The organism is Alkalilacustris brevis, from assembly GCF_003350345.1.
Lineage (GTDB): Bacteria > Pseudomonadota > Alphaproteobacteria > Rhodobacterales > Rhodobacteraceae > Alkalilacustris > Alkalilacustris brevis.
In genome coordinates, this window is sequence record NZ_QNVJ01000064.1 from 142,039 (window position 1) to 161,367 (window position 19,329).

The window sequence follows — 19,329 nt, forward strand, 5'->3', positions numbered from 1 at the left end:
GTGAAGACTTCGCGATGAGGCAGGTAAACGGCACCAAGGAAATGGAATGGGTCGCCCAGATTCGGCGCGTGTGCGACGACCGGGACGAAGCGGCCTTTGCGGAACTGTTCGCGCATTTCGCGCCCCGGGTGAAGGCGTTCCTGATGAAATCGGGCGCCAGCAGCAGCCTGGCCGAGGAATGTGCGCAGGATGTGATGGCGACAGTCTGGCACAAGGCGCAACTGTTTGATCCCGCAAGGGCGAGCGTTGCGACATGGATCTTCACCATCGCCCGCAACCGGCGGATCGACGCGTTGCGCAAGCAGCGCCGCCCCGAACCCGAAGATCTGGGCTGGGGTCCCGAACCCGAACCGGATCAAAGCGAGGTTCTGGGCCTGCAACAGGAAAGCGAAAAGCTCACAAAGGCCCTGCGCCAATTGCCCGAAAAGCAGCGGGAACTGGTGGAAAAGGCCTATTACGGCGAGCTTTCCCACACGGAAATCGCCGAACAGACGGGTTTGCCCCTTGGCACGATCAAATCGCGCATCAGATTGGCACTTGAAAGGCTACGCCACGCAATGGCGCAGGGTTGACGATGACAATACGACACCACCTCTCGGACCAGCTATTGATGGCCTATTCGGCCGGGCAACTGCCCGAAGCGTTCAACCTTGTCGTGGCGACGCATATCTCGCTGTGCGACGAATGCCGGGCGCGGCTGGCCAGTTTCGACGCAGTCGGCGGCGCTGTTCTGGAAGAATGCGAAGCCGCCCCCATGTCGGAAGACAGCCTGATGGCAACCCTTGCGCGCCTGCGTGATGCCCCGCCCGAGCCTCGCCGCGAGCGTAATTCAGCGGGCACGGCACAGGCGCAGGTCCGCAAGGTGTTTCCCACCCCCCTGCAGGACTATGTCGGCGGCGGTCTCGACGCGGTCAAATGGCGCCCGCTCGGCGGCGGCGTCCGGCAGGCGATCCTGCCGACCTCGCGCGAGGCGCGTGTGCGGCTGCTGCATATTCCGGCGGGACTCGCCGTGCCCGATCACGGGCACCGCGGCATTGAGCTGACGCAGGTGCTGCAAGGCGCCTTTCGTGACGAGCATGACCGTTTCGGCCCAGGCGATATCGAGATCGCCACCGAGGCCGATGTGCACACCCCGGTGGCAGAACCCGGCGTGGATTGCATCTGCCTTGCCGCAACCGATGCACCGCTGCGCTTCAGCGCGCTACTGCCGCGGCTGGCGCAGCCCTTCTTCCGGATCTGAACGGCGCGCGGGCCTACTCGGCCTCGTTCTTGCCATCGGTGAATTCCGAGGCCGTAAGCTTGCGCGGCTCGGCCTCGACGGTTTCGGCGGGCTTGATCTGAGCATGTGAGCCCACGACCCCCATCGCCTCGAACCGCCGCGCCGAGGGCAGTACGCGCCCTTCCAGCGAGCCGACGGCGCGGTTGTAATGCTCGACCGAGCTGCCAAGACTGCGGCCCATCTTGTCGAGATGTTCGGCAAAAGTGCCCAGCCGGTCATACAGCTCCTTGGCAAGGCTCTGCACCTCTGCGGCGTTCTCGGCCATCTTCTCCTGCTGCCAGCCATAGGCAATGGCCTTGATCAGCGCCATCAGCGTGGTGGGCGTGGCGATCAGCACTTTGCGCTCAAACGCAAATTCGATCAGGTCCGGCGCGGCCTCGACCGCGGCGGATACGAAGGTTTCGCCGGGGATGAACATGACAACGAAATCGGGGGTCGTCGCGATCGAGTCGAAATAGGCCTTGCCGGAAAGCGATTTCACATGCTCGCGCACATGGCTTGCATGGCGGAGAATATGCTGTTGCTGCAATTCTGGCGTGTCAGCCTCCAGCGCGTCCAGATACGCCTCAAGCGGGGTCTTGGCATCGACCACGATGCTCTTGCCGCCCGGAATGCTGACGATCGCGTCGGGGCGGCGCCGGCCTGCATCGGTATCGAGCGTGCTTTCGGTGACGTAATCCACATGCTCGGTCATGCCGGCCATCTCGAAAACCTGGCGCAGCTGCATCTCGCCCCAGCGGCCGCGGGTCTTGGGCGCGCGCAGCGCCTGCACCAGGCGGCGGGTCTCCTGTCCCAGCGATTGCTGACCCTGCGCCAATTGTTCGACCTGGGTGCGGATGGCGCCGTAGGCCTCGTTGCGGGCCTTTTCGATCTCGTTGATGCGGGCGTCGAACTTGCCCAGCTTTTCATCCAGCGGCTTGACCAGATCGTGAATGGCCGCCTGCCGCTTGGCGAGGTCCTCCTCGGCGCTGGCCTTGTGCGTCTTGAAGCGTTCGCTGACCAGTTCGAGAAACCGCTCGGAGTTGGAATTCAGCACGCCGGATGCGAGCGCGTGAAACCTGTCCTCGAGGTCTTTCTTGACGCCGCGCAACTCTTCCAGCCGGGCCTCGTGGCTTTGCCGCAGCACATCGAGTTCGCGCTCGAGCGAGGCCTTTTCGGACTGCGCCTGTGACAGGCTTTGCTGCAATTCCGCGTTCAGTGCCTGCACCTCGGGCAGGCGACGCGCGTCGCCGCGCAGGGCCGCCGCTTCCTCGCGCAGCGCCGCATTGCGCCGCCCCAGCCACAGCATCCCCGCCAGAAGCCCCAGTAACAGCCCGGCCCCAAGGCCCAGCAGGGTGTCGATCTGCATGATCATCCTGTCAATCCTGCCTGTCGCCTGCGTCTCAGCGCCGGCCGAAAAGCCGCTCGATATCGGCCAGGTCCAGCGCCACCCAGGTGGGGCGGCCATGGTTGCACTGGCCCGAATGCGGCGTGGCCTCCATCTCGCGCAGTAGCGCGTTCATCTCGTCGGCGCGCATCCGGCGGCCCGACCTGACCGACCCGTGGCACGCCATCCGGCTGAGCACGGCATCTATGCGCGCGCGCAAGGTGCCGGTTTCGCCCATGTCAGCCAGCTCGTCCAGAATGTCGCGCAGCAAGGCCTCGGCATCAACCACACCCAGCAGCGCCGGGGTTTCGCGCACGGCCACGGCGCCGGGGCCGAAGGGTTCGATCACCAGGCCCAGCTCGGCCAGGTCATCGGCTTTTTCCAGCAGTTGCCCGGCTTCCTCGGTCGATAGCTCGACAATCTCGGGGATCAGCAGCGCCTGGGCACGCACGCCGTTCTCGGCGGCCTGTCGCTTCAGCCGTTCATAGACCAGCCGTTCATGGGCGGCATGCTGATCGACAATCACCAGCCCCGTTTCAGTCTGCGCGACGATATAGTTTTCATGGAGTTGCGCGCGGGCGGCCCCCAGCGGATAAGCCTGCGCCGCGATGTCGGCGCTGTCATTCGGGGCCGCATCCGGCAGGTCGAACCGGGATGATGCGCCTTCGGCCAGCCCAAGCCCTGCCTGACCTGCACCGGCGGGCGCATAGTCACCCTGTCCGGGCGCCTGGGCGATGCGGGCCGCCTGCAAGGCCCCCGCCGAGGGGCGCTGCGGCATCTGATAGGCCCGCGGCGGCGCGTTGCCGGCCTCGGGGCGCATCGCCCCCAGCATCGCGCCCGACACGGTTGAAGATGCCCGGTGCCCGGCCCCGGCCAGGGCATGGCGCAGCGCCGAAACCACCAGCCCGCGCGCCAGACCCGGCTCGCGAAAGCGCACCTCGGCCTTGGCGGGGTGAACATTGACATCGACGCGCTGCGGGTCGCAATCGAGAAACAGCGCCGCCACCGGGTGGCGATCCCGGCTGAGGAAATCGGCATAGGCCGCGCGCAGCGCCCCGATCAGCAGCTTGTCGCGCACCGGGCGGCCATTGACGAACAGATACTGCGACACCGCCGCGCCCCGCGAATAGGTGGGCAACGCCGCATAGCCGGTCAGGCGCAGCCCGTCGCGCTCGGCCTCGATGGGCAAGGCGTTCTCGGTGAATTCCGCGCCGATGATCGCCGCAAGCCGCCCGCGCAGCGCATCGAACATGTCGCCGGTTTCGGCGTCGGCGCGAAAGACCACGCGCCCCTCGCCCCCGCCCGAGACATCGCACAGCGTGAACCCGGCATGCGGCGCCGCCATCGCCAGCCGGCGCAGCACCTCGCCGATGGCCTGTGCCTCGGCCCGGTCGGTGCGCAGGAACTTCAGCCGCGCGGGCGTGGCGTAGAACAGATCGCGCAACTCTATCACCGTGCCGCGCGACAACGCTGCGGGGCGCACCGCCGCCATCCGCCCGCCCGTCACCGACAGGCTTGCCGCGTCGCTGCCCGCCGCACGCGAGGTTATCGTCAACCGCCCCACGGCCCCCAGCGAGGCCAGCGCCTCGCCGCGAAAGCCGAAACTGGCAATGTTGAGCAGATCGCTGCCGTCGATCTTGGACGTCGCGTGCCGCGCCACAGCAAGCGGCAGGTCATCGGGTGTCATGCCATGGCCGTCATCGGTGACGCGAATCAGCGTCTTGCCCCCGTCGGCATAAGCCACGTCGATGCGCGTGGCCCCCGCATCGAGCGCGTTCTCGACCAGTTCCTTGACTGCCGAGGCCGGGCGCTCCACCACTTCGCCCGCGGCGATACGGTTGATTGCCGCCTCGTCCAGCGGACGAATGGCAGCGCGCACGGCGCTTATATTGGGGTCGGGGGCATTCATACCCCAATCCCTAGCATGGCAAGCCAGATTCGGCCAAGGCGGTTGTTGAGGTTCAGCCGTCTTCCGCTTCAAGCCCCTCGGGCTGGCCGACCACCACGAAATGCAGCCCCTCGGGATCGAGCAGCCGCGCGGCGATGGCGCGCACATCGTCCAGCGTGACAGCCTCGACCTTGTCATTGCGGGTCAGGATGTAATCGGCGGGCAGGCCCTGCATCTGCATTCCCACCAGAATGCGTGCGATGCTGGAATTGCCGTCGAAACGCAACGGATACTCGCCCGTGAGATAGGTCTTGATCGCCGAAAGTTCGGCCTCGCTGATACCTTCCTCGGCCATGCGCCGCCATTCCTCGCGCACGATCCCGATGGCCTCGGCCACGCGGTCATTGGCTGTGGAAAACCGCCCCTGGAGCGTATCGCCGAACTGTTGCGAGGCCAGGAAACTGCCAACCCCATAAGTCAGCCCGCGACGTTCGCGCAATTCGCGCATCAGGCGGGTGCCGAAACGGCCACCGCCCAGCACCTCGTTCATCAGGTAAGCGGCGAAGAAATCAGGATCATCGCGCGCGATCCCCGCATGACCAAAGGCGATCACCGATTGCGGGCCGTCAAAGGGCACCACCGTCACCCCACCTTCAAGCCCGACCTCGGCATAAGGGGGCAGATCGGCCGTTGCCTCGGGCAGCCCCGCAAGCAGGGCATCGATGGCCGCGCCCAGGGCCTCGGCAGATATGTCGCCCACGGCAGCCACAAGAACCCGGTCGCGCGCCACAGTACGCTGGTGCGCGACAAGCAGATCATCGCGCGACAACGCGGCAACGCTTTCCTCGGTGCCATCCGAAGGGCGGGCATAGGGGTGATCGCCGTAAGCCAGCCGCGCAAAAACCTCGCCCGCCAGCGCATTGGGGTTTCGCTGATCGGAGCGGATACCCGAGATGATGCGCGCCCGCGCGCGCTCCAGCGTCGCCTCGTCGAAACGGGGCGCGCGCAGGGCCGCGCCCAGCAATGAAAGCGCCTCGTCCTGGCGATCGGTCAGGAAACGGGCCGAGACCGACACCGCATCGCGCGAAGCCGAAAAGCCGAAACGCGCGGCAAGCGCCTCGGTTGCCTCGGCATAGGCCTGTTCATCCAGATCATCCGCGCCCTGCCCCATCAGCCCGGCCATCAGGCTTGTCACGCCCTCCTGCCCGTCCGGGTCCAGGCTGGTGCCACCGAGGAAGCGCAACTCAAGCGCGACGAAAGGCAGCGAGTCCTCCTCGACCAGCCAAGCCTCCACCCCGCCGGGCGAGGTGATTTCCTGCACCTCGACCTGCGCCCTGAGCGGCAACGCCAGCACAAGGGCCGCGCCTAGGCCAAGGGTCAGCGACAACATGCGACTTACGGCAATCATTGCGACACCTCGCTCATCGGGGCCTCGACGCCGGGGGCCGAAGACGGTGCTGCCACGCCGGTATCGCCATCCGGCCCCATCAGCCAGCCGGTTACCGAACGGTTGCGGTCGAGCACGCGCTGGGCCGCCGTCATCACATCATCCGGCGTGACCGACGTCAGCGCCTCGGTCCAGCCTTGCTCATCCGCTACAGTCAGCCCACTGGACAATGCCGCACCATAGCTGCGCGCACGGCTTTGCACATTGTCGCGGCCATAGATTTCCGCGGCGCGGATCTGGGTCTGCACCCGCTCGAACTGCTCGGGCGCGATGCCGTCTTCCAGGAATTCAGCCAGCGCAGTATCCAGCGCATCTTCGGCCTCCTGCAGCGAAACACCCTCGGCCGGCACCACTGCCAGGCCAAAGGTCGTGCCGTCCACCGCGACCGGGCTGTAAAAGGCCGAGGCAGAGATCGCCAGGGCAGGCTTTTCAAAAGTGAGCTTGCGCCCCAGCACCGAAGTCGCGCGATTGCCCCCCAGCACCTCGGCCAGCACCAGCAACGCGGCGGCATCCTCCTGCGCGCCGCTGCGGCGCGGTTCGGTCAGATACTGGCGCAGCAGATAAGGCTGGGCGACGCGCGGGTCAGTCATGCTGAGGCGGCGCTCGGCCAGATGCGGCGGTTCTTGCGGGCGCACGCGGTCGGGGCGCTCGGGGTTTGCCGGGATCGGGCCGTAATGGGCCTCGGCCAAGGCGCGCACCTCGTCGGGGTCAATCGCGCCGGCCACCACCAGCACCGCGTTGTCGGGGCTGTAATGACGGGCGTAGAATTCCATTGCATCCTCGTCGGTCAGCCCTTCGATCTCGTGTCGCCAACCGATGATCGGGATGCCATAGGGGTGGTTCTGGAACATCGCCGCGGCAAGCTGCTCCTGAAACAGCCGGCCCGGCCGCGCCTCGACCACCTGGCCGCGCTCTTCCAGCACTACGGCGCGCTCGGGGCGCCAGTCGTCTTCGGTGAAGGCGAGGTTGGCCATTCGGTCGGCCTCAAGCTCCATCATCCGGCCCAGATGCTCGACCGCGACACGCTGGAAATACCCCGTGTAATCCCACGAGGTGAAGGCATTGTCGCGCCCGCCCAGCGCCTCGACGATGGCCGAGAACTCGCCCGCGTCGCGGCTATCGGTGCCCTTGAACATCAGGTGTTCGAGGAAATGCGCGATTCCCGATTTGCCCGGCGGCTCATCCGCTGCGCCCACACGATACCAGAGCATATGCGTAACGGCAGGCGCACGGTGATCTTCGATCACAACCACTTCGAGCCCGTTGTCCAGCGCGAAGCCCGTCACCGGCTCGGCCCGCAGCGGCAGTGCCAGCATCACCAGCGCCGCGATCAGGGCCAGCGGCCACGTCCTGCGCAAGGCGTCCGTCGAGAATGTCATGCTGCCTTCCCCATCGCGTTGATCTTGTGCGTTCTGTCCTGCGGCCAAGGTACGCCCCAGGCTGCGCGGTTCAAGATACGCCACGCCGATGTGAGGAAAGGGGATCAGTCCGCCTCAAGCCGCGGGTCGGGCGGGGCGGCGGGCGTGCGTGCCCCGGCAGCGCGCCAGCGCTCCAGCTCGGCGTAACGGTCGAGCGCCATGACGCGATAGGCGCGGTAATAGACATTCACGTTGAACAGCCGCTCAAGCAGCAGGCCGCGATTCTGGCGGCGGAACTCCAGATCCTCGGCGGCAAGCTGGTCGCGAATCCCCGATTGCACGCCAAACCGTGTGGCGTGGTTTATCAGGCTGCCGTCGGACACGGGCGCAGCGCTGGCCGCCAACAGGGCAGGATTGCCACCCAGCGCGGCCACGGCCTCGGCACGAGGTTGCGGATCGGTCCGGTTGCTGCCGCCCGGCGTCGGCTCGGGCAGCGCGGCCAGATCGTCGGGCATCTGGAGCGGGCGCGAGGGAAGGATTGCAAACTCGTCCGGACCATCGGAACTGGCCGCCAGGTTCATCAGCGGGCCGTCATCGCCCGAGGAACACCCTGCAAGCGTCACCAGCCCGGCCAGCGCAACCGCGATAATGCCATGCCTTGCCCGCATCCGGACCTCCTTCGCACTTCCTGACCCGTCTTTAGCGCATCCGGCAGGGCGCGTCACGGGGTCTTGTTGCGGCCGGCAAACAGCACCAGCCCGACGGCGCCCGCAAAGATCGCCACGTCAGCGACATTGAAGGCATAGGGATTGCTGATTCCGCAACAGGACATGTTGATGAAATCGGCCACCGCGCCATAGGCAAGCCGGTCGATCACATTGCCCAGCGCGCCGCCCACCAGTAGCCCGGTGGAAAGCTGCACCCGCGTCAGATGCGCCTCGCGCCGGGTCCAGAGCCAGACCCAGAGCGCGATTGCCAGCGCAACCGCGATCAGCACCCAGCGCATGATTTCGGCATCGTTGGAGAACAACCCGAAGTTCACACCCCTGTTCCAGGCCATGCGCAAGTTGAAAAACGGCGGCCAGACATCGATCGCCAGCCGCCGGTCAAGCGCGAGCACATGCACGACATAGAACTTCGACGCCTGATCCAGCGCCAGAACCATCCCCGCCGTGAGTGTCGCAATCCGCATCACCCGACTCAGTGCCTGAAATGCCGCTGGCCGGTGAAGACCATGGCAAGCCCGGCCTCGTCGGCGGCCTTGATGACCTCGTCGTCGCGCATCGAGCCGCCCGGCTGGATCACGGCGCGGGCGCCGGCCTCGGCCGCGGCCAGAAGGCCGTCGGGAAAGGGGAAGAACGCATCTGATGCCACCACCGAGCCCTGCGTGAGCGGCGCATCCAGCCCCAGTGCCTCAGCCATGTCCTGCGCCTTGCGGGCCGCGATGCGGGTGGAATCGACACGGCTCATCTGCCCCGCACCTACGCCCACGGTGGCCTGGTCCTTCACATAAACGATGGCGTTCGACTTGACGTGCTTGGCCACTTTCCAGGCAAACAGCAGGTCGGCCAGTTCGGCATCCCTGGGCGCGCGTCTGGTGACGACTCGCAAATCATCGGCTGCGATCATGCCATTGTCGCGATCCTGCACCAGAAACCCGCCCGCAACCTGCCGGAACGCCAGCCCCGGCAGCGCCGGATTGGCCAACCCCGGCGTCGTCAGCAGGCGCAGGTTCTTCTTGCTGGCGAAATGCTCGATAGCGTCGTCATCGGCCCCGGGCGCGATCACGACCTCGGTGAAAATGCCCGTGATGGCCTGGGCCGTCGCGAGATCAAGCTTCATGTTGAGCGCGATGATCCCGCCAAAGGCAGAAGTCCTGTCGCAGTCATAGGCGCGCCCGTAAGCCTCGGCCAGCGTCGCACCACGGGCCACGCCACAGGGGTTGGCGTGCTTGATGATCGCGCAGGCCGGCCCGTCCGTGGGCAGGAATTCCGACACCAGCTCGAACGCGGCGTCGGTGTCGTTGATGTTGTTGTAGCTCAACTCCTTGCCCTGATGCTGGCGCGCAGTGGCAACGCCGGGGCGGTCGCTGCCATCGCGGTAGAATGCCGCGCCCTGATGCGGGTTCTCGCCATAGCGCAGGCTTTGCACCAGCGTGCCGGCAAAGGCACGGCGGCGCGGATTAGGCATCTCAAGCGCCCCGGCCATCCAGTTCGACACCGCCGCGTCATAGGCGGCGGTGCGCCCATAGGCGGTTTGCGCAAGGCGCTGGCGGAAGGCATGGCTGGTCGCACCGTCATTCGCGGCGATCTCCTCCAGCAGCGCGGAATAATCCTCGGGGTCGGTCACGACCGCGACAAAACCGTGGTTCTTCGCCGCTGCGCGAATCATCGCAGGCCCGCCGATGTCGATATTCTCGACGCAGTCGTCATAGCCCGCGCCCGAGGCCACCGTAGCCTCGAACGGGTAAAGGTTGACCACCAGCAGGTCGATCGCCGGGATGCCATGCTCTTGCATTGCCGCCACATGGCTGCCCTCGTCGCGCAGCGCCAACAGCCCGCCATGGACCATCGGGTGCAGGGTCTTGACCCGGCCATCCATCATCTCGGGAAATCCCGTGATTTCAGATACATCGCGCACGTCGAGCCCTGCCTGGCGCAACGCGCGCGCTGTGCCGCCGGTCGAGACCAGCTCGACCCCGCGCGCAGCCAAAGCGCGGCCAAGGTCAACCAGCCCGGTCTTGTCGGAAACGGAAATCAGCGCACGGCGCAGGGGGGCAAGATCTTGCATTATTCTCCTTCGGGCGAGACGGCCCTGTCCTCGTCATCATCGGTTGCGAAATCGCGGATGCCGACGGGACTATCCTGCGCTTTCGACAAGGTCCAGATGAACTGGCTGGCAGGCTGGCGCTGCAACAGGCTCAGAACGATCTGCTGCGCAGGCCGCGGCCGCAGCCGCCCCCTTTCCAGATAGACAGAAGGGGCCAGCGCAAGCGGCACCCCCTCGGCCCGGAAAATCCAGACCTCACCGCTGCGCAACAGAATCGACACCGCCTTGCCGCCCATGTCGAGCGTGGCATCGATATCCGGATGCAGATGAAAGCGCAGCGCCACCGGCACACCTTCAAGCCCTGTGTGATCCAGCGCGCGGTCGAACTGGCGGCGCTGAGCCGGTGTCATCGTGGCCAGCGAGTCCTCGCCCATCAGGGCGCGCCCGTCCTGGCTGAGATCGAGCCGGCGGACATGCACCAGCCCATGCGTGCGGGCATAGCCATCATGGCTTAGCAACAGCCCCGCGCCCTGGGGCACCTCGTCACGCCCGACCGTCACCTCTGCGGGCCGCTCGGCCAGGATCTCTTCGTCCCCCCCGGCGATGCGGCGCCCGCGCCCCAGCCGCGACGAGGAATACCCCTCGATCGAAAGCGTCGAATGCGAGGCCGTCGCCCGCCCCGCCCGGCGCCATTCGGGGCCAAACGGCCCACCGGCGCCGCAATTCACGATCAGCGGGCGGCGCCCCGAAGTCAGCTCGAACGCCAGGGTCGAGGCATGGGCATTGCGCGAGGCCGGCCCGGAAGGCGGCTGCGCGGCATCCACGATGACTGTCGTGCGCCCGGCGGCAAGGCGCGCATAGCCCATCGCCGCCACCCCACGCGCCCCGGCCCGCATGCCAGAGGCCGCAAGCGCCTGATCCAGCTGCCCCTCGGCCCCGCGGCCGCCACCGTGAAACCGCGCAAGCCCGCCATCGGCATGGCGCAGACTGCGCAGGGTGGGGGCAATTCGCTCGATCGCCGCGACATGGGGCATGTCGGGTCTGTGTCCGGCTTCGCGCAACGCCGTATCGGCCCATGTGAGCAGGGTGAAAACCTCAAGCAGCTCCTCGGGATTGCGGCTTTCCAAACCGCCTTCGGCGTCGATACAGGCGTCGCATTCACGCGAAAGCCCGGCAACCGCGGGCCCGACATGTTCTTCCATGCCGCGCAGCGAAAGCCCGGCATACAGCAACCCCGTAAGCGCCTCGAAACGCGGCAGGCCGGAGGAAGCCGCAAGCCAGCGCCGCGCCAGAAAATGCGTCTGCTGCGCAAGTACGGCAAAGAAGGCCTCGGCCTCGGCCTGCTCCTGCCCGGCCAGAAGGAAAAGCCCGTGATGCACCCAACGGATCAGCCGCCTCCCGGCGATCTCCGGCGTCCAGCCCGGCCCCCTGCCACTGCCATAGCGTGCGATCCAGTCCCCCAGCCAGGCCTGCGCGCGCATCCGGGCCGGCCCGTCGCCAACCGCCGCCAGATCGTCAAGCCAGTCGAAGGCCTGGAGCGCGGCCTCGAATTCGGGGCTGGGGCTTTCGACATCCCATACCGAAACCCCCGGCGCCTCGACATGATATCCGGCAAACAGGAAGTTCCCTGCCAACAGCTGCTTGCCGCCGGCAAAACGGCCCATACCGCGCGGCTCGGGGCGCGCGACAAAGCCCGTCGCGGCGCGCATGCGGCCACTGCGACGCGCCTGAACGCGGTTCATCAGGCGGACACGCCGCGCAGACCAGCCATGAAGAAGCGACACGCCTGCCTTCCCCGTCCAGACCCGGGCCAGATTGTCATGCCCCGGGATTTTGTTGCTGCTCGGGGCGCACCATAGCCCACCGGGGCCGGAAGTGTCACCGGCGAAAACCCCCTCAGGCGGCCGCCCACCGCAGCCGGATCATGTAGAATCCGTCCATGCCGCCGCGCTCGGGCCAGTAATCGGGGCGCAGGCGCAGACCGCCCTCGGGCGTGATCCAGCCCGGATCGAAACCCGCTGCCTGCTCTGTCGGGGCGGGCGGCCGCGCCTCCATCCCGGTGTGCCGCGCCAACGCCGCGCGGGCCTGCTCCTCGCCCTCGGCAGGCAGGAGCGAACAGACACAATAGACCAGCACGCCACCGGGCGCGAGCCAGCCCAGCGCCCGGTCCAGCAGCGCCGCCTGCAGTGGCAGCAGCGTCTCCAACACGCTCGCATCGCGGATATGCGGCAGATCGGGATGGCGGCGGATCGTGCCCGTGGCCGAACAGGGCGCATCCAGCACGATCACATCAAAAGGCGCATCGGGCTGCCAGTGCAGCGCATCGGCCACCACACAATCGGCGGACAGCCCGGTGCGCGCAAGGTTCGCGCGCAGCCGCTCCATCCGCGGGCCCGAGATATCGAGCGCCGTCACCGCACAGCCCGCCGCCGCAAGCTGCAGCGCCTTGCCCCCCGGCGCCGCGCAAAGGTCAAGCACCCGCGCGCCGGCGCTCATCCCCGTCAGCGCAAGCCGCGCCGGCAGCGCGGCGGCTGCGTCCTGCACCCACCATTGCCCGGCATCATACTCGGGCAGGGCCGAGATCGCGCCCGAAGGCCTGGCAATGCGAATGCTGCCGGTTGGCAGAACCTCGCCGCCAAGCTGCTCGGCCAGGGCCTCGACCTGCGCCGCGTCGCGTGGCGTGAGGTCAAGCGGCACCGGCCCCAGATGCGCAGCTTCCATGGCCGCCACCGCACGTTTGCCCCAGGCGCTGCGCAGCGGCTTGCGCAACCATCCGGGCAGCCGCGGCGGCGGCAGGGCATCCCATTCGGCCTGTGGCGTGGACAGGGCGCGGCGCAACACGGCATTGACCATGCCCGCCAAAGCGCTGCCGCGCGGGCCAAGCCGCGCCAGATCGACGGCCTCCTTGACCACGGCATGGGCCGGGGCACCTTCCACGTAATGCTCCACCACCGCCAGCCGCAGGATCGCCCTGATACGGGCGGGCGGGGGTTTGCGCAGATGCGGATCCAGCAACGCATCGGCGCGGGCAAGGTGACGCAAGGTGCCTGTCGCGAGCCGCTGCGCCCGGGCGCGCGCAGGCGGGTCCAGCCGCTCCAGCGGCCCTTCGGACGCAACCAGCAGATCGGAAAGCGGCTTGCGGGCTTCCAGCACCCCGCCCAGCAGGTCAACCGCTGCCGCACGCGGGCCACCACCCGGCCCGGCCCCGCCGCCGGCACCGCGCCGCGCACCGTCACCACGGCCCCGCTGATCGCCCTTGTCGTTCATGGCTGCCTCGCTCAACGCCCCGGCCACCTTGCCGCCGGGGGCTTACGGCGTATATCACGGCCAAAGGATGCACAAGGAACCGCCGATGCAAGACACCCCAGACAGCCCGGATCGGCCCCGAGAGGCGCCGCAAACATCAGACTTCAGCACCCTGCCCCCCGCTGCGCGACGCGCGCTGGCCGAAGCCGAGGAACGCCGCCGCAAGGCCGATGCGCAGAAGATGCCGCGCGAACTGGGCGGCCGCGACGGGCCCGAACCCGTGCGCTTTGGCGATTGGGAGCGCAAGGGCATCGCCGTCGATTTCTGAGCCGCGCAGCGGGGTCAGCGCAGCCGCAGATCGGCGAACTCCCCCTGCCCCTGGTCGGAGATGAAGCGCAGCGTATCGCCACGCAGCAATACCGCCTGGCAATTGTATCCGACCGGATTGCGCCCGTAGGCCATGTCGCGGCAGAAATATCCCCCTTCCCAATCCCAGGCGCCGGTGACCGTATAGCCAAAGGCGCGGCCACGGATCTCGCCATCCGGCGTCACCTCCAGCCGGATACCGAAACGCCGCAACTCCCGTCCCTCGACCAGTCGCAGGAAGGTTTCTCGCTCGCTCACCTGCCTGAATTCGGAGGCCGCCGGGGCCGGCACGGCCAGGATCAGCAGAAAGGACAATGCGACAAGCAGGGTGGAAACCGAACGCGCGGGCATCGACAGGCTCCTTCGCAATGGAGGTGATATTGCCTGTCTACGTCCACCCCCGCCGATCGGATCACCCCGGCCGCCGCCAGCCGCGCCGCGCGCGCCCCTTCACCTTGGTGAAAATATCCTCGCCGAAGGCATCCGCGCGCCGCCAAAGGCGCCGACGCGAGCAGCCGGGCGGTCAGCCGGCAAGAGGCCCCCGGTCACAACCCCAGCACGTCAAGCATCGTGTATTCGCCGGGCGCGCGCCCCTGCCCCCAAAGCGCGGCCTTGAGCGCCCCGCGGGCGAATATCGCCCGGTCGGTCGCGACATGCCGCAGCACGATCCGCTCGCCCGCGCCGGCGAAGATCACATCATGCTCGCCCACCACGTCGCCGCCCCGAATCGCGGCAAAGCCGATATGGCCGCGCGCCCGCGCCCCGGTAATTCCGTCGCGGCCACGGTCCGCCACCGCACCTAGTTCCACGCCGCGCCCCTCGGCCGCGGCCTCGCCCAGCATCAGCGCCGTACCCGAGGGCGCATCGACCTTGTGGCGGTGATGCGCCTCGACCACCTCGATATCGAAATCCTCGTCCAGCGCCGCGGCGACCTGTCTCGTGAGCTGCACCAGAAGGTTGACGCCCAGGCTCATGTTGCCCGCGCGGATCACCGGAACGCGCCGCGCCGCCTCGGCGATCGCATCAAGCTGCACCTTGTCGAAACCCGTCGTGCCGATCACATGCACCACCCCGGCCTGCGCCGCCGCCTGCGCCAGCGCCACGCTGGCGGGGGGGGCCGTGAAATCGATCACCGCGTGCGCACCGTCGAGCGCCGCTGCCACATCGTCGCCCACGCGCACGCCCAGCGGCGCGGCGCCCATCGCCTCGCCCGCATCGCGGCCGATCCAGCCATGCCCCGGCCGTTCGATACAGGCAGCCAGCCGCGCGCGACCGCTTTCGCCGACCGTGCGGATCAGCATCTGCCCCATGCGCCCGGAGGCCCCCGCAATCACGATGCCCGGCTGCTCTGTCATGGCCTTTCCTTTCATCAACTTTGCGGCATTCCTTATCTGCTGGCCCGGCGCTTGGCAAAGCCCCCGTTGCGGCGGCGGGCGGTTTGGCCTACATCGCATCTATGGCAAGGGAACGTTTCTCTCGGGGCTCCGGCCCGTCGCAACGTCAGCTCCGGGTGGCGGAGTTGATCCGCCGCAGGCTTTCCGAGGTTCTGGCCCGCGGCGAGGTGCATGACCCCGAACTCAACGCGCTGTCGATCACCGTGGGCGAAGTGCGCACCTCGCCCGATCTCAAGATCGCCACTGCCTTCGTGATGCCGCTGGGCGGGCAGGCGCTTGAGACTGCGCTAGGCGCACTTACGCGCAACCGGGCCGAGTTGCGGCGCGCCGTGGCGCGCGGGCTCGAATTGAAATATGCGCCCGAGCTGCGCTTCCTCGCCGATGAAACCTTCGACCAGATGGACAAGACCCGCCGCCTGTTTCAGGATGAAACCGTGCGCCGCGATGTCGAAGGCGGCGACCCTCCGCAAGGCGGAGCCTGAGCACGATGCGGCCGGGCGCGCTGGCACCGATCCTGGCGCTGGGCTGGCTTGCCGCCGCCGCGAATCCGGCCCCGGCAAGCGAAAACGCTTCCCTGCCCTGTGTAGCCCACAGCCATGAGGGGCGCGCCTATACGGTATGCGCCGCGCACGCCGGACAGGATGACATCAGGCTCTGGCACACCGCACCCGATGGCATGGTCTATGGCAGTTTTGACCGGATCGAGGCCACGCTGGCCGAATCGGATGAAAGCCTGGCCTTTGCCATGAACGCCGGCATGTATCACCCCGACCGCGCGCCCGTGGGCCTTTATGTGGAAGACGGGGTTGAAGCCATGCGGCTGATCACGGCCCGCGGGCCGGGCAATTTCGGAATGTTGCCCAATGGCGTGTTCTGCGTGGCCCCTTCGGGCTTCGCGGTGATCGAATCCCGCAGCTTCGCCGAAACCGCCCCCGCCTGCGATCATGCCACCCAGTCGGGCCCCATGCTGGTGATCGACGGAGAGCTGCACCCGCGCTTCATCGCCGACTCCACCTCGCGGCTGATGCGCAACGGTGTCGGCGTCAGCGCCGATGGCCGGACCGCCTATTTCGCCATCACCGAACAGGGTGTCAATTTTCACGAGTTCGCCCAGTTCTTTCGCGAGGCGCTGGACACCCCCAATGCGCTCTACTTCGATGGCAATGTCTCGCGCCTGCACGCGCCCGCGCTGGGGCGATCGGACGGCGGGCGGCAAATGGGGCCGGTCGTGGGCCTGGTGCAGCCCGCCGCCCGTTGACCCGCACAGCACGCGGCTGTAGGGGGCGTGCCCTGGGCATCAAGACAAGCATGAGGATGGCGCATGGGACGCAGGCGCAAGGGGCGTGACATTTCCGGCTGGCTGGTAGTCGACAAGCCCGCGGGTGTGACCTCGACCACGGTGGTGGGCAAGGTGCGCTGGGCGCTGGATGCGCGCAAGGCGGGCCATGCCGGCACGCTCGATCCGGCGGCAACCGGTGTGCTGGCCATCGCGCTGGGCGAGGCCACAAAGACCGTGCCTTATGTGACAGACGCGCTGAAATGCTATCGTTTCACCGTGCGATTGGGCCAGGCCACCAATACCGACGATGCCGAGGGCGAAGTGATCGCCGAATCCGACCTGCGCCCGAGTGACGCGCAGATCGCTGCGGCGTTGGCAGGCTTTCGCGGCGAGATCATGCAAGTACCGCCCCAGTATTCGGCGGTGAAGGTCGATGGCGAACGCGCTTATGCCCGCGCCCGCGATGGCGAAGAGATGGAGCTTGCCGCGCGCGCGCTCTGGGTGGAAAGCCTTGAAATGATCGCCCGCCCGGACCCTGATCATGTCGAGCTTGAGATGGTTTGCGGCAAGGGCGGCTATGTGCGCGCGATCGCGCGCGACCTGGGGCGCGCGCTGGGCTGCGAAGGGCATGTCGTCTCGCTGCGGCGCACGTGGTCGGGCCCGTTCGACGCCGAAGACGGCGTCACACTGGAACAGATCGAGGCCGAGGCACGCAGCCCCGCGCTGGAGGCGCGCCTGCTGCCGCTGGAGGCCGGGCTGGCCGATCTGCCCGAACTGCCCGCCACCCCCGAGGGCGCCGCCCGGCTGCGCAACGGCAACCCCGGCATGGTGATCGCCAGCGACGTGGAATATGGCGAGGAGGCCTGGGCCAGCCTTGATGGCCGTGCCGTCGCCGTGGGCCAGTACCGGGCCGGCGAACTGCACCCCAGCCGCGTATTCGTGAACTGAGCGCGGCGGGGATTGCCAATCGCGCCAGGGCTTTCTATCCCGACAGCATGACAGACCACACCGCCAGCATCCGCCCCGACGCCAGCCGCCTGCACGACCCTGGCGGCAAGGTGCGGCTAGAGCTGCCTGACGGCGTGCGGGGCGAAGCGCAGTTTTCGCCATGCGGGCGTTACCGGCAGGCGCTGATCCGCGACTGGACCGCAACAGACACCGCACCGCGCACGATCTTCTTCATCGGGCAGAACCCGTCCGTCGCCGATGCCGAGGTCAGCGACCCGACCTGCCACAAGGAACTGGGCATGGCGCGGCGCTGGGGCTACACGCGCTATCTGAAGGCGAACATGCTGGACTGGCGCGCCACATCGCCGCGCGACGTGCCGAAGGACCCGGCCATTGCCTGCAGCCCCGCCAATATTACCGCCATTCTGGAAATGGCCGCCGAGGCGGAAACCCTGGTTCTGGCCTATGGCCGATTGCATCCACGCTATCAGCCGATCATCACCGAGATTATCGCTCGGCTGCGGGGCGCGGGGCATGGGCTGCATTGCCTCGGGTTGAACAAGGACGGCTCGGCCAAGCATCCTCTCTACCTGCGCAACGACACCCCCCTGCGCCCCTTTCCGACAGGCTGACACCGCGCGGCGTGGCCCGCCTGGAAACGCAATCCATTTCTTCTTGGCCCAAATATCCACGATACTGCGGCCGCCGCAGGCAAGGCCTCGGGCCCGGTGCGCCGGCAGATCAGCCTGCGTGCATCAGGATCGGCGGCAATTCGTCGATCAGGTCGATATCCTGCGCCGTCAGCCCAGCGCCGCCCTGCACCTTGGCCAGCGGCACACCGTCCAGCCGTACGATCACCGCGCCCGGATCATCCGGCACGCTGTCCAGCGTGATCTGCGGGTCGGGATGCACCGCCGGGTCATAGGCCAGCACCAGCCGGTCCTGCGCCTGATCGAAATCCTGGATCAGGGCCGTGCCTTCCTCGTCAAGCCAGCTGCCCAGCATGAAACTGTCGGCGCCGCTGCCACCATGGGCAATATCCCCCTGCCCGAGTATCAACAGATCGTCGCCCGCGCCACCGTTGAGGAAATTGGCACCGCCCACATCGCGCCCCGCGTCATCGAGCACCGCGCCGACCAACGTATCGTCGCCGGCCCCGCCGAACAGGGTCTGCCCGCCCGTGCCGGCCCGCAACAGGTCGTCGCCATACCCGCCCATCAGCGAATCCGCCCCGTCGCCGCCGATCAGCACATCATCGCCCGCGCCGCCGCGCAGCAAGTTGTCGCCGCCGCCCGCGACCAGCGTGTCACTACCCGGCCCGCCATCGAGCGTGTCATTGCCCGACCCGCCACGCAGCACATCGTCGCCGGCGCCGCCCAGCAGGTGATTGCTGCCGTCGCCCGCGTGCAAAACATCGTCGCCCACGCCGCCCGACAACGTGTCATCCCCCGCCCCGCCCCAGAGCGTATCATCGCCGTCGCCACCGGCCAGAAACGCGCCATCCGTTCCGGCGTGGAGCTCCAGGTCGGGGATGCTGACCGGCAGATCGCTGCTTTCAGGGGCATCGGGGAAAAGGCCGAGAGCGGGCTCTTCGAGGCTGTCATCCTCCCAAAGGTCAAGCAGCAGGAAATCCCATTCCGACAGCCCTTCCTCGCCGGTATCCGGCCCCAAGTCCAGGGCTCCTGCGCCCTGCGGCGTCATGGGCGCCCCGTCGCCGAACGGGTCGTCATCGTCCTCTGCCGATGCGTCGGACGTCACCGCCCCGCGCACGAACGAATCGGCGAAAACACCCGCCGCGATCAAGCCCAACACCCCTGTCAAAGCCAGCATCGGCCCGCACCCCGTTCAGATATAGAGAAACGCGTGCCAGGCCCGCCCGTATATGGCGGCCAGTTCTGTCACCCGAGGCAAGCCTAGCACAGGCCGGGGCGCCGCCCGCCGGGATTCGCGCCAGTTGGTTAACGCGCCCTCTGCATGCAAGCCGCGCCC

Annotated in this window: 19 protein-coding genes; 7 read left to right on the forward strand and 12 right to left on the reverse strand. The window is 67.7% G+C overall.

Going from position 1 to position 19,329, the window contains the following annotated elements; all coding sequences use genetic code 11:
- Window positions 1-14 precede the first annotated feature (14 nt).
- Both DQ229_RS10200 and DQ229_RS10205 read left to right on the forward strand, forming a co-directional pair.
- Window positions 15-572: a sigma-70 family RNA polymerase sigma factor gene (locus DQ229_RS10200; protein ID WP_202909553.1), complete on the forward strand. Its 558-nt coding sequence runs from the start codon at window positions 15-17 to the stop codon at window positions 570-572.
- 2 nt (window positions 573-574) lie between these two features.
- Window positions 575-1,240, forward strand: a complete 666-nt coding sequence (locus tag DQ229_RS10205) for a ChrR family anti-sigma-E factor (protein WP_114966157.1) — start codon at window positions 575-577, stop codon at window positions 1,238-1,240.
- A 13-nt stretch (window positions 1,241-1,253) separates the two neighbouring features.
- Here DQ229_RS10205 and DQ229_RS10210 read toward each other — a convergent pair whose 3' ends face one another.
- From DQ229_RS10210 to DQ229_RS10250, 9 genes are all read right to left on the reverse strand, one after another.
- Entirely contained in the window at window positions 1,254-2,627 is a 1,374-nt protein-coding gene (locus DQ229_RS10210; RefSeq protein ID WP_238381028.1) for a DNA recombination protein RmuC, read from the reverse strand.
- Between the two features lie 34 nt (window positions 2,628-2,661).
- A complete protein-coding gene (gene mutL / locus DQ229_RS10215) occupies window positions 2,662-4,554 on the reverse strand; it encodes a DNA mismatch repair endonuclease MutL (RefSeq protein ID WP_114966159.1) in 1,893 nt (630 codons plus the stop codon).
- A 52-nt stretch (window positions 4,555-4,606) separates the two neighbouring features.
- The gene (locus DQ229_RS10220; RefSeq protein ID WP_238381029.1) at window positions 4,607-5,941 is read right to left on the reverse strand and encodes a M16 family metallopeptidase; all 1,335 of its coding nucleotides are present in this window, start codon (window positions 5,939-5,941) and stop codon (window positions 4,607-4,609) included.
- On the reverse strand, window positions 5,938-7,359 hold the full coding sequence (locus DQ229_RS10225) for a M16 family metallopeptidase (protein ID WP_114966324.1): 1,422 nt from the start codon (window positions 7,357-7,359) through the stop codon (window positions 5,938-5,940). The genes DQ229_RS10220 and DQ229_RS10225 overlap by 4 nt, the downstream gene beginning before the upstream one ends.
- Before the next feature lie 104 nt (window positions 7,360-7,463).
- Complete coding sequence (locus DQ229_RS10230) at window positions 7,464-8,006, reverse strand: DUF3035 domain-containing protein (RefSeq protein ID WP_114966161.1); 543 nt, start codon at window positions 8,004-8,006, stop codon at window positions 7,464-7,466.
- A gap of 53 nt (window positions 8,007-8,059) precedes the next feature.
- On the reverse strand, window positions 8,060-8,530 hold the full coding sequence (lspA, locus tag DQ229_RS10235; protein ID WP_114966162.1) for a signal peptidase II: 471 nt from the start codon (window positions 8,528-8,530) through the stop codon (window positions 8,060-8,062).
- A gap of 8 nt (window positions 8,531-8,538) precedes the next feature.
- Complete coding sequence (purH, locus tag DQ229_RS10240; protein ID WP_114966163.1) at window positions 8,539-10,128, reverse strand: bifunctional phosphoribosylaminoimidazolecarboxamide formyltransferase/IMP cyclohydrolase; 1,590 nt, start codon at window positions 10,126-10,128, stop codon at window positions 8,539-8,541.
- On the reverse strand, window positions 10,128-11,816 hold the full coding sequence (locus tag DQ229_RS10245; protein ID WP_238381030.1) for a heparinase II/III family protein: 1,689 nt from the start codon (window positions 11,814-11,816) through the stop codon (window positions 10,128-10,130). Before DQ229_RS10245 ends, purH begins: the two co-directional genes overlap by 1 nt.
- Before the next feature lie 187 nt (window positions 11,817-12,003).
- Window positions 12,004-13,389: an RsmB/NOP family class I SAM-dependent RNA methyltransferase gene (locus tag DQ229_RS10250; RefSeq protein ID WP_238381031.1), complete on the reverse strand. Its 1,386-nt coding sequence runs from the start codon at window positions 13,387-13,389 to the stop codon at window positions 12,004-12,006.
- A gap of 70 nt (window positions 13,390-13,459) precedes the next feature.
- Between DQ229_RS10250 and DQ229_RS10255 the strand changes: the two genes are divergently transcribed.
- Window positions 13,460-13,681, forward strand: a complete 222-nt coding sequence (locus tag DQ229_RS10255; RefSeq protein WP_202909554.1) for a DUF1674 domain-containing protein — start codon at window positions 13,460-13,462, stop codon at window positions 13,679-13,681.
- A 14-nt stretch (window positions 13,682-13,695) separates the two neighbouring features.
- On the opposite strand, the gene DQ229_RS10260 is transcribed toward DQ229_RS10255, so the two are convergent.
- Complete coding sequence (locus DQ229_RS10260) at window positions 13,696-14,070, reverse strand: dihydrodipicolinate reductase (protein WP_238381032.1); 375 nt, start codon at window positions 14,068-14,070, stop codon at window positions 13,696-13,698.
- A gap of 194 nt (window positions 14,071-14,264) precedes the next feature.
- Window positions 14,265-15,074: a 4-hydroxy-tetrahydrodipicolinate reductase gene (gene dapB, locus DQ229_RS10265; protein ID WP_114966327.1), complete on the reverse strand. Its 810-nt coding sequence runs from the start codon at window positions 15,072-15,074 to the stop codon at window positions 14,265-14,267.
- A gap of 101 nt (window positions 15,075-15,175) precedes the next feature.
- On the opposite strand from dapB, the gene rbfA reads away from it, so the two are divergent.
- The 4 genes from rbfA (at window position 15,176) to DQ229_RS10285 (ending at window position 17,972) form a co-directional block, all read left to right on the forward strand.
- Window positions 15,176-15,595 carry a 30S ribosome-binding factor RbfA gene (rbfA, locus tag DQ229_RS10270; RefSeq protein WP_114966166.1) on the forward strand — a complete coding sequence of 140 codons (420 nt, stop codon included), beginning with the start codon at window positions 15,176-15,178 and terminating at the stop codon, window positions 15,593-15,595.
- A gap of 5 nt (window positions 15,596-15,600) precedes the next feature.
- A complete protein-coding gene (locus tag DQ229_RS10275; RefSeq protein ID WP_114966167.1) occupies window positions 15,601-16,371 on the forward strand; it encodes a phosphodiester glycosidase family protein in 771 nt (256 codons plus the stop codon).
- A 63-nt stretch (window positions 16,372-16,434) separates the two neighbouring features.
- A complete protein-coding gene (truB, locus tag DQ229_RS10280; protein ID WP_114966168.1) occupies window positions 16,435-17,340 on the forward strand; it encodes a tRNA pseudouridine(55) synthase TruB in 906 nt (301 codons plus the stop codon).
- 47 nt (window positions 17,341-17,387) lie between these two features.
- Entirely contained in the window at window positions 17,388-17,972 is a 585-nt protein-coding gene (locus DQ229_RS10285) for a DUF1643 domain-containing protein (protein WP_114966169.1), read from the forward strand.
- 109 nt (window positions 17,973-18,081) lie between these two features.
- Here the strand turns inward: DQ229_RS10285 and DQ229_RS10290 are convergent, their stop codons facing one another.
- Complete coding sequence (locus DQ229_RS10290) at window positions 18,082-19,170, reverse strand: calcium-binding protein (RefSeq protein WP_114966170.1); 1,089 nt, start codon at window positions 19,168-19,170, stop codon at window positions 18,082-18,084.
- Window positions 19,171-19,329: the final 159 nt, after the last annotated feature.

Excerpts from the sequence above, each read along its gene's own strand:
- DQ229_RS10245 (WP_238381030.1), bottom strand. The coding sequence starts at position 11,816 with ATGCGCGCCGCGACGGGCTTTGTCGCGCGCCCCGAGCCGCGCGGTATG.
- DQ229_RS10200 (WP_202909553.1), top strand. The coding sequence starts at position 15 with ATGAGGCAGGTAAACGGCACCAAGGAAATGGAATGGGTCGCCCAGATT.
- DQ229_RS10230 (WP_114966161.1), bottom strand. The coding sequence starts at position 8,006 with ATGCGGGCAAGGCATGGCATTATCGCGGTTGCGCTGGCCGGGCTGGTG.
- mutL (WP_114966159.1), bottom strand. The coding sequence starts at position 4,554 with ATGAATGCCCCCGACCCCAATATAAGCGCCGTGCGCGCTGCCATTCGT.
- DQ229_RS10205 (WP_114966157.1), top strand. The coding sequence starts at position 575 with ATGACAATACGACACCACCTCTCGGACCAGCTATTGATGGCCTATTCG.
- rbfA (WP_114966166.1), top strand. The coding sequence starts at position 15,176 with ATGGCAAGGGAACGTTTCTCTCGGGGCTCCGGCCCGTCGCAACGTCAG.
- truB (WP_114966168.1), top strand. The coding sequence starts at position 16,435 with ATGGGACGCAGGCGCAAGGGGCGTGACATTTCCGGCTGGCTGGTAGTC.
- DQ229_RS10260 (WP_238381032.1), bottom strand. The coding sequence starts at position 14,070 with ATGCCCGCGCGTTCGGTTTCCACCCTGCTTGTCGCATTGTCCTTTCTG.
- DQ229_RS10285 (WP_114966169.1), top strand. The coding sequence starts at position 17,388 with ATGACAGACCACACCGCCAGCATCCGCCCCGACGCCAGCCGCCTGCAC.
- DQ229_RS10225 (WP_114966324.1), bottom strand. The coding sequence starts at position 7,359 with ATGACATTCTCGACGGACGCCTTGCGCAGGACGTGGCCGCTGGCCCTG.
- purH (WP_114966163.1), bottom strand. The coding sequence starts at position 10,128 with ATGCAAGATCTTGCCCCCCTGCGCCGTGCGCTGATTTCCGTTTCCGAC.
- DQ229_RS10255 (WP_202909554.1), top strand. The coding sequence starts at position 13,460 with ATGCAAGACACCCCAGACAGCCCGGATCGGCCCCGAGAGGCGCCGCAA.
- DQ229_RS10220 (WP_238381029.1), bottom strand. The coding sequence starts at position 5,941 with ATGATTGCCGTAAGTCGCATGTTGTCGCTGACCCTTGGCCTAGGCGCG.
- lspA (WP_114966162.1), bottom strand. The coding sequence starts at position 8,530 with ATGCGGATTGCGACACTCACGGCGGGGATGGTTCTGGCGCTGGATCAG.
- DQ229_RS10210 (WP_238381028.1), bottom strand. The coding sequence starts at position 2,627 with ATGCAGATCGACACCCTGCTGGGCCTTGGGGCCGGGCTGTTACTGGGG.
- dapB (WP_114966327.1), bottom strand. The coding sequence starts at position 15,074 with ATGACAGAGCAGCCGGGCATCGTGATTGCGGGGGCCTCCGGGCGCATG.
- DQ229_RS10275 (WP_114966167.1), top strand. The coding sequence starts at position 15,601 with ATGCGGCCGGGCGCGCTGGCACCGATCCTGGCGCTGGGCTGGCTTGCC.
- DQ229_RS10290 (WP_114966170.1), bottom strand. The coding sequence starts at position 19,170 with ATGCTGGCTTTGACAGGGGTGTTGGGCTTGATCGCGGCGGGTGTTTTC.